This window comes from Proteus hauseri (genome assembly GCF_040139125.1).
In the GTDB taxonomy this organism is placed as follows: domain Bacteria; phylum Pseudomonadota; class Gammaproteobacteria; order Enterobacterales; family Enterobacteriaceae; genus Proteus; species Proteus hauseri_B.
In genome coordinates this window covers 32580-46870 of the sequence record NZ_JBEEUB010000015.1, presented here as the reverse complement: position 1 = coordinate 46870, position 14291 = coordinate 32580, and the positions used below count along the sequence as shown (strand labels likewise).

At 37.3% G+C, this 14291-nt stretch carries 10 protein-coding genes and 1 pseudogene; all 11 read right to left on the bottom strand.

What is annotated here, in order from left to right:
• Positions 1-258 (bottom strand): annotated as a pseudogene (locus ABN099_RS18220) (hypothetical protein); the annotation flags it as partial.
• 70 nt (positions 259-328) lie between these two features.
• Positions 329-1120 (bottom strand): hypothetical protein, encoded by a 792-nt coding sequence (locus tag ABN099_RS18215; RefSeq protein WP_349465836.1) that lies wholly within the window; start codon positions 1118-1120, stop codon positions 329-331.
• Positions 1068-2975 carry a lipase family protein gene (locus ABN099_RS18210; protein ID WP_349465834.1) on the bottom strand — a complete coding sequence of 636 codons (1908 nt, stop codon included), beginning with the start codon at positions 2973-2975 and terminating at the stop codon, positions 1068-1070. The genes ABN099_RS18215 and ABN099_RS18210 overlap by 53 nt, the downstream gene beginning before the upstream one ends.
• A gap of 19 nt (positions 2976-2994) precedes the next feature.
• Complete coding sequence (locus ABN099_RS18205) at positions 2995-3468, bottom strand: hypothetical protein (RefSeq protein ID WP_349465832.1); 474 nt, start codon at positions 3466-3468, stop codon at positions 2995-2997.
• Positions 3465-4088 (bottom strand): T6SS effector amidase Tae4 family protein, encoded by a 624-nt coding sequence (locus ABN099_RS18200; protein ID WP_349465830.1) that lies wholly within the window; start codon positions 4086-4088, stop codon positions 3465-3467. Before ABN099_RS18200 ends, ABN099_RS18205 begins: the two co-directional genes overlap by 4 nt.
• Positions 4078-6816, bottom strand: coding sequence for a type VI secretion system Vgr family protein (locus ABN099_RS18195; protein ID WP_349465828.1), 2739 nt, complete (start codon positions 6814-6816; stop codon positions 4078-4080). Before ABN099_RS18195 ends, ABN099_RS18200 begins: the two co-directional genes overlap by 11 nt.
• On the bottom strand, positions 6816-9521 hold the full coding sequence (gene tssH / locus ABN099_RS18190) for a type VI secretion system ATPase TssH (protein ID WP_349465826.1): 2706 nt from the start codon (positions 9519-9521) through the stop codon (positions 6816-6818). Before tssH ends, ABN099_RS18195 begins: the two co-directional genes overlap by 1 nt.
• Before the next feature lie 509 nt (positions 9522-10030).
• Complete coding sequence (locus ABN099_RS18185; RefSeq protein ID WP_349465824.1) at positions 10031-10522, bottom strand: Hcp family type VI secretion system effector; 492 nt, start codon at positions 10520-10522, stop codon at positions 10031-10033.
• Positions 10523-10544: 22 nt separating this feature from the next.
• Positions 10545-12278 carry an OmpA family protein gene (locus ABN099_RS18180; protein WP_349465822.1) on the bottom strand — a complete coding sequence of 578 codons (1734 nt, stop codon included), beginning with the start codon at positions 12276-12278 and terminating at the stop codon, positions 10545-10547.
• Positions 12278-12946, bottom strand: coding sequence for a type VI secretion system protein TssL, short form (gene tssL / locus ABN099_RS18175; RefSeq protein WP_349465820.1), 669 nt, complete (start codon positions 12944-12946; stop codon positions 12278-12280). Before tssL ends, ABN099_RS18180 begins: the two co-directional genes overlap by 1 nt.
• The gene (tssK, locus tag ABN099_RS18170) at positions 12943-14280 is read right to left on the bottom strand and encodes a type VI secretion system baseplate subunit TssK (RefSeq protein ID WP_349465818.1); all 1338 of its coding nucleotides are present in this window, start codon (positions 14278-14280) and stop codon (positions 12943-12945) included. Before tssK ends, tssL begins: the two co-directional genes overlap by 4 nt.
• Between the last annotated feature and the right edge of the window lie 11 nt (positions 14281-14291).

The following is a 14291-nucleotide window of genomic DNA, read 5'->3' as shown; positions in this document are numbered from 1 at the left end:
TTTAAGTGCCACGGTATTAGGGTTAAAACCAGATATATACTCTTTCTCACCCGCAGAGTTATACTGAGCACGTTGGCAAATGTCGGAACGATAAAGTACATTTAAAGGTAATGCCTCAATGCCTGCTGGAAGTTTAATCCCGACGGTAACCCACTCAGTATCAGCAGGGGGAGACAGTGTTTTATTTTTATCACTGCGAGGTGCACAGCCTTGAATAATAATGAAAAAAAATAAGAAGATCCATTTATAACGGTTCATATTCTTCTCTTGCCTTATATTTGAAACAAATAAGTTCAAATAACCTCCTGGATTGTAATTGAAGTTATATTCAATTAATACTTTTTAATTTATTAAAATTTAGTCTCCAATATTTGACTTTTTCTATAGTACCATCTGAATAATAAATAATAATATCTTTTTCTAGCTCTTTAGGCATGTCAACCCTCGTGATATTATCCTTATGATAGATAGGGGTGAATAATATATTTCTTTCATTATTGACTAATATATATTGAGATCTATTCCAATGGTTAAACAAAGTTATTTTTTTCTCATTTGATACTTTGTTATTAATAAATACCGGATAGTAATTCAGTTCTATTTTTTCATTTTTTATTAAATTTCTTATCAGTTCTGGTGGCCGAAAATTATGCTCCTTAAAGATTAAAATAAGTTTATCTGATGGTATCGTTTCAAAGTCACTATAAGTATTTAATGTTTTTTTGTAAACGATTGATATCCAAACTTCACTTAATTGCCATTGACATGAACCACCCCCATTAAGAGCAATTTTTGTTTGATAGATATTACTGTTACCCTGTTGTTTAAGTGCTACGGTATTAGGGTTAAAACCCGGAATATACTCTTTCTTACCCGCAGAGTTATATTGAGCTCGTTGGCAAATATCGGAACGATAAAGCACATTTAAAGGTAATGCCTCAATGCCTGCTGGAAGTTTAATCCCGACGGTAACCCACTCAGTATCAGCAGGGGGAGACAGTGTTTTATTTTTATCACTGCGAGGTGCACAGCCTTGAATAATAATGAAAAAAAATAAGAAGATCCATTTATAATGGTTCATATTCTTCCACTGCTTTATTTCTAAAACGGATAAGGGCATTTTCGCCTCCTGGAATTGATTTTGTGATATTAAGGGTACTTGAAACCAATTCTTGCATATTTAAAAATGATTTATCTCTTTCTAATTCTTCAGGAGAAATCCCTGCATTATCGTGTCTATGGCTGTTTTTCTCCATTTGCTCTATAAATTCTAGTCGTTTAAGCTTACGTTGTAATTGAATTTCAGGCCAAGACGCTTCTAATAATTCATTATTTAAATAGGGAACATACCTTCCAGACATAGAATGATTTTTAGGATTTGTGAAACTATCTAATAATGGATTGGTATTAGGGGGAAAAAGGCGTTGAACATCGTTTATACTATGTTCCTTCATAAAGACTTCTTGATTTAAATGTGCTTGTTGGTTTTCTAATTTTGCTATAGAAGGAACAAGAAAAAGTTTGATCTTAATAGGAAGCGGATATCTTAAAGTGCGGCAACTAGATGGATTGTTATCAATAGTACATTCTTGCCATTCAACGGATTGTGTTATTTTAAAAAAGCAAACTAATTCACCATGATGCCAAAAAGGATCTCCTGATATAGCACCTATTTTATCTAACGGAAGTTGAACTAAACCAGCCCAAATAAAACCAAAAGTATTACCCAAGTAACCAAATTTACCATATAGCCAGTTATCTAAATCGGCGTCAGGTGGAACACTGGTGATAGTATCGGAATCATTAATATGTCGGTAATGAACAAAGCTTGTCATTGTTTGAATAGCTTTAGCTGAAAAAATACGCGGCATACCATAGGTATATAGTAAAGGGTTGTAATCTTTCATTTCAGCGGCATAAGCTAGACCAAGCGCACCGCCTAAACTATGTCCACAAATGAAAAGCTTTTTACCTCTCAATTTATCATTTATATTTTTAAATTTATCTTCAAAACTTACTTTCGATATATTATAGGCTTCTAAAAAACCCCCATGTATTTTCCCCTCAGAGGCAATCTCTTTAGGGCAAATACTTGGAGCATAACTAACATCAGTAAGCCAATCGGGAAACTCCTGTGTCCCTCGCCAAGAAACAATAATATGTTGTTTATTTTCAACATAAAAAAGTTGCGTATTACCGACAGAAGTAGCTGCTTGGCGAGTATCCATAAAAATAGGAGGATAGTAACGTTCACTAAATGGAACATCATTAACTACGGTATAGGGCATAATCGTGGATTTTGTGAGTTGTGGAATAGTCGATAAATCTTGAAAATCATGATTGAAAAATTTAAGTAAATCAGGTTCATCAAGGTAGGATAAATCAGATATAACAGCGAGATTATAGGCATTAACTAGGGAATATTCAGGAATATGATGAAGAATTAATGACCATGCACGAAAAGGGCAAACTTCAATAATATGACGCTTATCTAACTGTTGATCGGATATTTTATATCCATCAAATTTATTTCCATTTGGGAAGTGATAAAAAGGTAATTCTTTTTCATTCCAATTTTCAATGACAGGCGCTTGATTACATAGTTCCCCAATTTTTGCATAGTGATAAATATGGTTCTTATCTGTATAATATTTGACTGTTGAACTTTCATCGTATCGGCTTAATCTAAGTTGTCGTTTTTCCATTTCATCAGCAAATGTCTGAGCTTCTAGAAAAAGAGAAAGTTCCAGTTTATGTAAATTTTTAATGGAAATTATTCCATCTTTATCACTTTTTCCTTTATAAATCTTATTATGTCCACAACGGGTTGATTCATTTTCAGCATACCATGATATACCAGAAATAGGCTTGTTTAACTCATCAACGAGTTGTATTTCAATATAATATTTTCTTTGATTTTTATTAATAGCAACAGTTTTGGAATTACAAGCTGATGAGGTATTGTTTGAAAACATGCAAATCTCCTTATAATCTTTATTTTCTCATTCTTACTTTTATAATTAAATATGAAATCACCTCTCCAAGAATAAAAATTAAACTGAGTGATCTAAAGATAAAAGAAAACATTTGTTGTGTGCGTTCCTCGTTATCATAATTAATACCATTGTAAAATAATAAAATGTATTTATCATACAGATAATTAGATAGCCCAGGAATAGTGGCTAAGAAAATAGTAATAGTGGCTCCAGTTAAAAATGAAAGTAATATATTATATTTAATTATGGTGATGTGTTTTTGTTTAATTATAACTTTGTATATTGCTATGTTTAACAATAGAATGAAAACTATAAGCAAGATAAAGGAATGGCTGGGGTTTGATGTTGGAAGTTTATCTAATACTATATTTACTATACCATTTTTTTGAAAACCATCTAACGATAGAAATAAAATTAGTGTATAAAATGAGGTAATTAGTATGGATAAAAAAATTAAAAATCGCTTAATCATAATACCTCCCAAAAAAGAATTTTTTTTGCTTTTTTAAGAGAGGTGATACGATTACTTGAGCCAAATAAATTGGTAATACTTTCTGTAAAATCAGGAAATGTTACTCTAAAAAAAGAGCCTATTGTTCCACTACCTGCTAATTCGCCTTTATTCCATAAATCAATATGATCACCTGTTGCTATTTTTTCTCCAGCCCGTAACCAATAATCCTGAAAGAATATAATGCCAGTTTTATCTGATATTACACTTTCGTATGAGCTCACAGTTAATTCTATTGCTTTAGGACAACCTGCAAAAGGTTGATTTTGTAAATAATCACTTAATTCTTGTGCCCTAATTGCATGTATACCTTTTTTTGTTTTATCGTCAGTTGTTGGGCAATACCAACAACGAGTACCACGAAAACTCCTCATGAGTATTCCACATTGGTACAGTGCTTCACTGACATGTATTGCACAATGATCTGAAAAAACATCATCCCTTGTTTTAGGATCTTTGTGCTCTATTGTTGAAGATGGATAGGCATCCCATAATTGCTCAAATTGTAAGACATTGAGTGTGATTGTTTTGATCGAATTTGAGTTCCCATTAGTTTTAGCCGTTGTTTCTTTATTGGGCATTTTCTTCTCCTTGTTCTATTTTTTCTAGTGCCTCATCTCCCCATAAAATTTGAATATCAGACTCAACAGCGGTTTCAATCCGCTCTGTCAAACCCTGATTATCTGTATATCCAAATAAAACGATGCCGCTATTTGATGTCATATAATAAGGATAATTAGGAATAGGTTTTCCTGTTGATATATTAGTTGCTTTGAATTGCTCATCGTGAATGGTATCAGGAAATTCAATTTCTAATGAGTTAGGATAAGACGTATAGATAGTTAGTGTTTTCCCATCTTTATCAGAAACTCCATTATATTCTTCTCCTTCCTCTGTTGTGATTTTATAAGAAGTGAAAGGTAATGGTTCTCCTGTTTGTTCACTCGTTAATAGATATTCACCACTAAAACCTCGAGGAAGTTCATTAATTGGAGTTGATAAGGAAGCCGCTCCCATTTTTTGGACATTCGATGATCTTAATAGAATATTTTTAGGACAACCCAGCTCAATGTTTCCATTTTTAAGCGTTATATAAGCATCGCCACAAGTTAAAGTAAGCTCTTGTTCAGCTTTAATAAGAACCTTACCTTGCTCACTACTTAATAATATATTGCTTAACGCAATGGCATTTAATTCATCATCCTGAGCCTGTAATTCTAATTTTCCTTGTCCTGCAAATAATTTCATTCCTGATTTTCTAGCAAACAAACTTATTTTTTCACTCGCTGTTGCTGTTATTGAGTTTTCTGCACTAATATCCGTATTATGACCCGATATGATCCCAATGCTCTCAACTCCAGAAGAAAGCATAATAGCTCTAGGGCTTAAAATACCGATACCTTTTGGTGCATGTAAAAGCATACCTGCGGAGGATAAATGTTTTAAAGTTGTATTTAAACTTGATTGGCTTTCTAAATCATTGCTACTGGCATGAGCTACCATAGCTGCTTTTTGTAGATTTCTAGCAAGTGACAGTGCCTGTTCTAATTGTTCAATAGCCTCTTCCATCGCCAGCACTTCACCGCCTGCTTTGGCTTGATTATCTGCACTAATAAATAATCCTTTACCGGCTCTTATTGCACCCCAGCTATCTGTGCGTAACTCAAAACCCTCACCGCGTTTATCTCGATTGGCATCAACAATATGCCCTAAATTTAATTGTGATTTACCGCCATATTCAGTGCTGATTTTGATATGTTCTTCACCTCGTTTATCTTCCATACGCAGCTTATTATTAGCCGGTGTACGAATAACATTACGAGTATTATTTTTGTCGGTTACATGGTCTGGGCGACGTGAATCGTGAAGTGCATGGGCGATATAAGGTCTGTCAGGGTCGCCTTCATGAAAGGCGATAGCGACTTCTGTCCCTTGGATTAGAGGAAAGTGCATCCCGTAAGTGTCACCAGCATAAGGTTTTGCAAGGCGTACTGGCATGCTTTCGTAACCCATGGGTTTTTCATCACGATCGGCATCAAATTTTACCCAATAAAAGCCGTCTTCATTTTGATGCGCATAAATATCGTTATCTTTAGCACTGGTAATACGTGCGGTGAGTGTGCCTGTGATAATGGGGCGAGGCTTAACCGTAGGTCGCCAGCAAAGGGTTTCACTGTAAGGTACAGCATTAAAACGTACTTGTAGGGATTTTTCTCGACCACCGCTAAAGCGTAAACGAGTAATAAGGATCGGTGATTGAAAAACTGAAGGTAATGACGAAGATAAAGAGTTATCTGTAATCGAAAGCACTAAGAGCGGAGTGAGGGAATCAGCATTACTTTCACCTTTTAGTAAGGTTTGTTTTGAAAGAAAACGTTCATGATCTAATCTTGCCCAAAAGTTGGCGGTTTCAGTTTCGGGGGTAAGTTTATCACCGCGAGAAAGATGTCGAGCCTGATAATGATAAACTTCACCATAATGTATATCCTCACCTTCACCGCGAGTCATATCAGCAACGGCAGAGAGCAACGTATCTTGTGCTTGACGATGGTTATAATCTTTGGTTAATACATTTTGTTCGACAACTTGATGACGCAGAGATAACCCCCAAATACTTTCTTGGTGATTATCGTTCATGCCAGAAGGGCTGTTAAGGGGAAGTTTTTTATCAAAAATATAGGCGCTTTGGCGATCAGCAAAACGGATCACTTCAGTCTGAGTTTGTTCTTGTAAGTAAAATGAATAAAAGATACCAACTTCACTTAATAGTCGTTCGATAAATTGGCGATCACTTTCATTATATTGGTTTATTTGTTCCCGTTTGGGATATTCATTTTTCAGTGTAAATTCAAACTCCCAATCTTTAAAATTATGCTCACGTAAAATTTGACTAACGACATCAGGGACTGACTGATTGAGGAAGAAGCGATGAGAACGTATCTGATGGCGTAATAATGCAAATACGGGCTCAATGACTAATTGATAACGGGCTTCATCTACTGATCCAGATAGGCGCCGAAATTGTGTGACAACGCCGTGAACTTGCTTGGTGATGGGCTCTTGAGTTGCTAATTCTGCAATGCTATTGAGTGGAGGAGTAAAAGAAAGTGTCGCACTACGACGCAACAGTTGTTGCGGTTGTAAATCTTGAGCTTGGCAGGTAAAGGTAATTTGATAATGATAGGTATCGCTAATCGCTTCACGACCCGTGAAATGTTCAACATCAAATAAAATATCACAACCTTGTACATTAAGGTGATAGCGATTTTGTCCGTTTAGCAGATTTTTAGTGAGACTGGTGATACTCATTATTCAACTCCCACTTCTTTATTTAAAGACTGGGCTTTTTGTGGCAACTCATCACTAAAGCTCAGTGTTATTCCATCTTCATCGTTATAGCCCAAAATGACATAGTGTGATTTTTCAGCGTTGGCTTGGCGTAATAGTAACTGTTGACTCAATATAGGCAGGATTTGTTGATTAAGTAGACTATCGATATTTCGAGCGCCTGTGTCTGGTAATAGGCAGGCATCTACAATGGTATCGTAGAGCGTTTCTTCAACAATACCGGTTAATCGATAGTGGGTATAAAGCCGTTTAATAACACTCTTTAACTTCATCTCAACAATGGTACGTAATGCGATGGCATCAAGAGGGCGATAAATTAATGTTTGAAAGCGTGCCAGTAGTGCAGGTTGGAAATGTTCACGCAAAATAGGGCGAAGCGTTTCGTGTAAATCGCTATCTGTACTTAATGGCGACTCTTCCAGCTGCTGCATTAAATAATCACTGCCTAAATTTGCCGTCATTAAAATAACAGTATTACGAAAATCAATCTCACGACCTTCGCCATCTCGCATAAATCCGCGATCAAAAACTTGGTAAAATAGGTTAAGAATATCTCGATGAGCCTTTTCAACTTCATCAAGTAATACAATACTATAAGGGCGTTTTCTTACAGCTTCGGTTAATACGCCACCTTGACCATATCCCACATAACCCGGAGGTGACCCCTTTAATTGGCTGACAGTATGGGCTTCTTGATACTCTGACATATTAATAGTGATTAAAGATTTTTGACCACCAAAGAGAGCGTTCGCAAGTGCTAAAGCAGTCTCAGTTTTACCAACACCACTAGGACCCACTAATAAAAAGACACCTTGAGGTCCATTTTCAGAAACTAATCCGGTTCTTGATGCTCGTAAACGCTGAGCTAACGCTAACAGCGCGTTATCTTGTCCTACAACTTGTTGTGCTAGGTTTTTTTCTAACTCTAATAAACCAATTTGTTCATCTTTAAGTAGGCTTGAAAGCGGAACGCCAGTCCAATCCGCAATAACAGTTGCTACCGTACGAACATCAACATCGGGATTTAATAACGGAGCGTCTTGTTGTAACTGAATAAGTTGTTGCTGAAGTTGTGCTGAAAACTCTGCATTTTCAGGATCTCGACGACTTTCAATTAACTCATAGATAATCTTTTTTTCTTGTTCAAATCGTTGTTCTAATGTTTCGAGTTGAATAGCAAGTTGGGCATCTTGAGTAGATAAATCGGGTAGTTTGGTTTGATTCGCTAAATTACCAATAGTGATATCATCAAAAATCGCTTTTTGTTCCAGTTCTAATGCATAACGTTTAGCTTTAATGCGTGTTAACTCTTCAGGCAAGGTATCTAAACTCATGCGAATTCTTGCACTTGCGGTATCAAGTAAATCAACCGCTTTATCAGGGAGTTGTCTACCGGTTAAATAACGACGCGATAACGTTACTGCGGCTTTTACGGCATCATCGGTAATATGTACACCATGGTATTTTGCATAACGAGATTTAAGCCCTCGTAACATTAAAAAGGCTTTTTCATCATCGGGTTCATCAACTTTTACGATTTGGAAACGGCGTTCTAATGCGGCATCACGTTCAAAATATTGTTTGTATTCCGACCAAGTGGTTGCTGCAATTGTGCGTAATTCACCGCGTGCTAATGCTGGTTTTAATAAGTTAGCGGCATCAGCGCCACCGGCTTGGTTACCTGCACCAATAATGGTATGTGCTTCATCAATAAATAATAAAATAGGGGTGGGTGATTGCTGAACTGCATCAATTACATTTTTTAGCCGTTGTTCAAATTCACCTTTTACACCAGCACCAGCTTGTAATAGACCTAAATCTAATGTTCGTAGTGCAGTAGCTTGCAAACTAATAGGGACATTTTTTTCAGCAATACGCAGTGCAAGCCCTTCAACAAGTGCCGTTTTACCTACACCAGGTTCACCAACTAAAATGGGGTTGTTTTTACGACGACGAGAGAGAATATCGACCATTTGACGAATTTCATCGTCACGACCAAATACAGGATCAATCTCACCAAGACGCGCTTTTTCAGTGACATCAATCGTGAACTTATTTAATACAGCTAGTAGAGCTTCACTTAATGTATGACCAATAATGGCGTTGTCAGAGGAAGTTGATGGTTGATCGTTATTTTCGTGGTCTAGGTTATTTTCAGCGGTATGATTATGCGCCGCAAGTTGTTGAACTTCAGGTCTTTCATCTGATTGGGCATCAAGTAAAGGTCTTAATCGTTGTAGTTGTGTTTCACCTAATGTCATTAAAGGCCAGAGGGCATCTAATTGTACTAATGTTGGATGGCGAGTCATTGTAGTCAGTAAATGGACACTACGAATTTGCTCGATATCTTCATCTAATGAGGCAATGACCCACGCATTTTTAATCAGTTCAAGTAAAGGCTTCGATAATTGAGGTCGGCTGCGAACTGAGCGAGGAAGTTTGTCGATAGAATCTAATAAGCTTTGCCACAGCGCAGATAAATCCCATTCATAACGATGCGCTAATACGGTGATATCACTTTCACCCTGCTCTAATATTTTTAATAGCCAATGTTCAATAGTAACCTCAGCATGGGCACGTGTTTGGCATAATGATGCCGCTGCTTCAAGGGCTTTTGCACAATAAGGATTTAATCGGCGCAATAGCATGATAGATTGATTTTCCATTTTCTCTCCCAGTAATTAGGTCAATGTCTGAGGGGATTTAGGTACGCTACCGCCCTTAGCCATAGACCGAGGCTCATAAGGTCATACTCGTCATACTTCAAGTTGTAGCGTTGTTGACTGCATTCATTCGCACTAGTCACATACTTATGTATGCTCCTAGTGACTCATTCATTTGTCGCCTAGCTACACCTTGAATTATTTAGAGTATTTACTTGTCGTACTTCAAGTTGTAGCGTTGTTGACTGCATTCATTCGCACTAGTCACATACTTATGTATGCTCCTAGCGACTCATTCATTTGTCGCCTAGCTACACCTTGAATTATTTAGAGTATTTACTTGTTGTACTTTAAGTTGTTGCTTGGCTAGGTCTTGATTATTTAGAGTATTTACTTGTCGTGCTTTACGTTGTCGCCTAGCTACACCTTGATTACTTAGAGTGTAAATAGGTAATGGCATTTTAATAAAAGCGTTGCTAAAACAGGCGGTTAACCGCCTGTTTGTTTTAGTACTACGCAGTAGCGCGTTCATTCCATGAATCTGAATGAATGATATTTCCGTCTTTATATGTCCAAGTGATTTTTTCGTAACGCAATTCAATCTCTTCGAGGTGATTGTGTTTCTCTTTGGTTGGATCTTTGATGTTATGCATCTTAGGAGCCACTTTTACGACTTTGACGTTTTCAAGCGTTGTATTGAAGTACTCTACTTCTTGACCTGCATCATCAATGCGATACCACTTAAACTCTGCCTTTTTCAAGGTTTGTCCTGTAGTAACTGCTTTGTATAAATAAGGGCTTGAAGCATCGATCTCTTTGACGAAAACAAATGGCGTATGGATACGAGTACCCGTTAATTTGCCAGTATTGTTGTCTGTAGGAATGTATAAGTTGTGATCTTGAGCGACGACTTCGATACTCCCTTCACGATCCTGAACATTTACAGAGCCTTTGATATCCGCATTACCGTCATCTTTTAGCCAGAGGTATACAGGAATAGCCATGGTTAGATCTCCTTTATAAGGTTTAATTGCCACCATCCATCAGTGGCGTAAGGTCATCAGCTAATACCTGACAAGCATCAGCTTGTGGTATTAGGCGAATTTCAACTCGACGATTGCGAGCGCGTCCATCGAGCGTTGAATTATCGGCAACAGGCTGATATTGACCGTAGCCACGCACTGCAAAGCAAGATGGTGCGATATCGCTGGTTTTTATCATCCAATCACGCACTGATTCAGCACGTTTAAGTGATAGCTTTTGGTTAAGTTCGGTGTTGCCCGTGTTATCGGTGTAACCTGAAATGACAATTAACCATCCTGGTTTGGCTTTAATATTGATAAGCGCATCTACTAGCACTTTGGTGGCATCTGTTTTTAGTTCATATTGCCCACTAGCAAATAGCGCAAGGCTATCTAAAGTCACCATTTCTGGCGCTTCTTGTACAATAATCGGAGCGGGTGGTTGTGGTGGCGCCCATGAACTCAATACCGCATGTAAATAAGGTAAAATACGATTACCTTGATATAGAGCTAATGAGTAACGGGCTGGAATACCTTCGCGTTGCCAAAGAGAAAGAGATGTGGCATCGGATAATAGCTGTTGGTAAGCCACTTTTTTAGGTTCTAAATTTTCAGAAGAGATATGTTTGAATAGAGTAATATCATTACCAATATCATAAATTAGCTGCTTGTTATGGTGATAACTTCCCAGTAATGCACCTATAAGAAAAATGCCACAAAGTATTCCGCTAATGCCAAATAGAGTCTCTATTTGAAGCAGATTAACTTGATGGCTTAACTTATTAATTAATACATCAGGAAGTGGTAATGCTTGATTTAATTCTGCAAAATTTTCTGGTTGATAAATAACAGGGATTAATGTTGTTTTATTTTGAATAAATTGAGCCCAGCAATTATTAGGAATGGAAGGTACTGAAGTAAATTGTAATGCCCAAGCAATAGGTATTAATGCAGATGTTCCGGTTTGAGTAATAGTAAATTGAGGAATAACGCTTTCATTAATCCATAATAATAGTTGGTCTAACCATAATGTTATTGCTAGTTGATTATCTTGATGATGAACATATTTAGCGAGCCAAATTGATAGAGGCTGATCCGTTAAACTATTTGATATAACTTGTAGTTCCTGCTGGTGGCTTAAATAGGTTAACCAAGTGGTTTCTTCTGCACTATTAAGTGTTGTTTTAGGGTTATTAATGGGAGAATTTAAATAAAGGGAGATCCAAAAAGGGAGGTTTTTTCCTACTTTTTTATGGCAATGATGAATAGCTTTACGCCAGTTTAAAATATCTCGATTAAAATCATCTAACTGAGTCAGTTGTTCAGGGAATAAACTGTACAAAAGTGATAAGCGGCAAAGTTGAGAGGGCGCATTTTCCACAATTTGCTGAATAATATTGAGTAAGCTTGTTGGTGATTCAGCACAGATATACCAACCTTTGGCGGTTTCTCGATATTGATTCTCTTGCTGAAATAGAACTTGAGACTGACCACAAACAATAATAACAGCTTCTTGGTAACTTTCTGGCGGCAATAAACCAGATAAAGAAGATTTTTTTGCAATACTATTTTTTTGTTGACGAAAATACCAAATAGATAAACTAAGTGTAATAACCAGAATAAAAACAGTAAGGAAAAGAGATATCTCCTGACCAAAAGACCAAAATCCCCATATCAGCCATAAAAACAGACCCGCTGAAAAGAAAGAGATACACAGCTTTATTCTATTTGTTTGCATCACTGTCCCTGAATTACCCATTGTTGAAGTAAATGTTCTAATGAAGCTGAAAACCCCCACCACAACGCGGCGAGTAATAAAAATCCACCAATCCAGCCAAACCAATACAGGCGACGACGACTGATTCGATATTTAGGTTTGGTTACAAGGGGGAGTTGACTCGATAAGGCATAAGGGGGGAGCTGAGAATTTAGTTGTTCAACAATTTGTTCTCGTTCAGGGGCACTGACTTGGCGATATTTCCCCACAAAACCGAGCGTAATAACGCGATGAAAACAGATAAGTACATCTTGATTTGGCGATGGTTCATTTAACAGATCTCGCAATCTATCCCATAATTTGTCACCCGCTTCTAAGGTATTGAAATATTTAGCTTGTAGAGGCGATTGGATCCACTGTAAGTAACCGTCATCTCGTGTATTACGATTCATCACACTTTCATCGATTAAGGCGCATTGAGCATATAACATGTTTTCTATTGATAATGTGGAATAGCTTTGTTCAATTAATTGCTGGCGAGTTTTATCAATATGCTCACAGACTCGACGATAAAACGTTTTACCATCAGATATTTCAGCACCTTGACGAAGTTGACATACCATTAGCCAAGTATCAGCAAAAAGCATATCTATTGTGTTGTTATTTAATGTTTTGGTTTTATTTATCATGAGCGCAATACCGCGAAAAGTTCGAGTTGAATTTCACCTAATGTTCCCGGTACATAGAAAGCACAGTGACCCGAAGAGAGCATCGCTTGACCTGCTGGGTTATTTAATTCCAGTGCAAAATAGTGATTTTCTAATCGCAAAGGGATAGCAGCAGGTACATGAGTTAATGGCTGTAAAGGAATGCCGTTTAAAGCAACATTAACAACACTTGCGACATCATCATTACTGCCAGCTTTACATAACAATGGGAACTGAGTTATCAGTAAGTGTGCAGGTAATGCAGAGCGAACAGAAAGATAAAAATCAGCATCTTCACGTAAGCGACTATCATGTAACTCGCCACGCCAGAAAGGACCTTCTTTTATTAAATCAATGGTAATAACTCGTGAAGGTAGGCTTGCTTCTAACAAAGTATTGAGTAATGAAAATAGCGGTGGAAATACTTTTTCAGGAAAAACATGCTGATAAAGAGGAACATCTCTATTTTCATGGTCGAGAGAAAAAGTAAGTAAGCCTCCTGCTAAACGGACTAATTCACGATAAAGAAATTCAGGATGACGTCCCATTGATGAAAGTAATTCGTTTAATACAGGTTCTGCACTGTTAATGGCATTTAATAACCAAAAAAGGGAGACATCAGCAACGGCAAAATCTGCCATTTGCTCACTGTTTTCTCTGCGCATCGTCATTAATCGGCGTCGTTTGGCGACTAAACGATGCATAAACTCAGAAAATAGCGTAGTTAATTCAGTACTTGCATCACAGCTCAGTAAAGGGGGAATAAAATGTTTATCAATCTCCCATGCGCCTTGAGTATTACGAATTAATCTTGCAACAGGGCAGGTCATATAAGCGCTATTTTCTTCATGGGCATAACGCAAGGTAATCGCGTGACGTAAAACAGCAATATCAGTTTGTTCTTGTCCTACTAAATCTTGTACTTTCATCCACTCTTGATAAAACTGCTGAGGTCTATCAGAACGACCTTCTTGCATTAAATTTCCACCATTAGCTTGTAATAATGGTAATGCCAAAACGATATCAAGAGTTTGCAGTTGAGAATAATGACTAAGTTCATTAACTGGCGGTAAGTTATCGGCAAGTGTAGTGTCAATCAGTGTGCCATCAGGAAAACGGACAATAAGTTTTTGTGCACTTAATCTGGATATGGCGAGGGCGCTTTCATCAAATTCAGCACGAATAACGCCCCATGTGGAAGCAATGGTCATATTGGCGATAACACTAACAGTATAACTATCCCATCGGGCTTGTTGTTGGAATTGTTGAGGAGCCAAAAAGGCCCCCTCATTCCATAAGGGGCGATATATTTTCATCCTTGCTTTAC

Coding starts and splice junctions, on each gene's coding strand:
- ABN099_RS18215 (WP_349465836.1), bottom strand. CDS start 1,120: ATGCCCTTATCCGTTTTAGAAATAAAGCAGTGGAAGAATATGAACCAT.
- ABN099_RS18210 (WP_349465834.1), bottom strand. CDS start 2,975: ATGTTTTCAAACAATACCTCATCAGCTTGTAATTCCAAAACTGTTGCT.
- ABN099_RS18205 (WP_349465832.1), bottom strand. CDS start 3,468: ATGATTAAGCGATTTTTAATTTTTTTATCCATACTAATTACCTCATTT.
- ABN099_RS18200 (WP_349465830.1), bottom strand. CDS start 4,088: ATGCCCAATAAAGAAACAACGGCTAAAACTAATGGGAACTCAAATTCG.
- ABN099_RS18195 (WP_349465828.1), bottom strand. CDS start 6,816: ATGAGTATCACCAGTCTCACTAAAAATCTGCTAAACGGACAAAATCGC.
- tssH (WP_349465826.1), bottom strand. CDS start 9,521: ATGGAAAATCAATCTATCATGCTATTGCGCCGATTAAATCCTTATTGT.
- ABN099_RS18185 (WP_349465824.1), bottom strand. CDS start 10,522: ATGGCTATTCCTGTATACCTCTGGCTAAAAGATGACGGTAATGCGGAT.
- ABN099_RS18180 (WP_349465822.1), bottom strand. CDS start 12,278: ATGCAAACAAATAGAATAAAGCTGTGTATCTCTTTCTTTTCAGCGGGT.
- tssL (WP_349465820.1), bottom strand. CDS start 12,946: ATGATAAATAAAACCAAAACATTAAATAACAACACAATAGATATGCTT.
- tssK (WP_349465818.1), bottom strand. CDS start 14,280: ATGAAAATATATCGCCCCTTATGGAATGAGGGGGCCTTTTTGGCTCCT.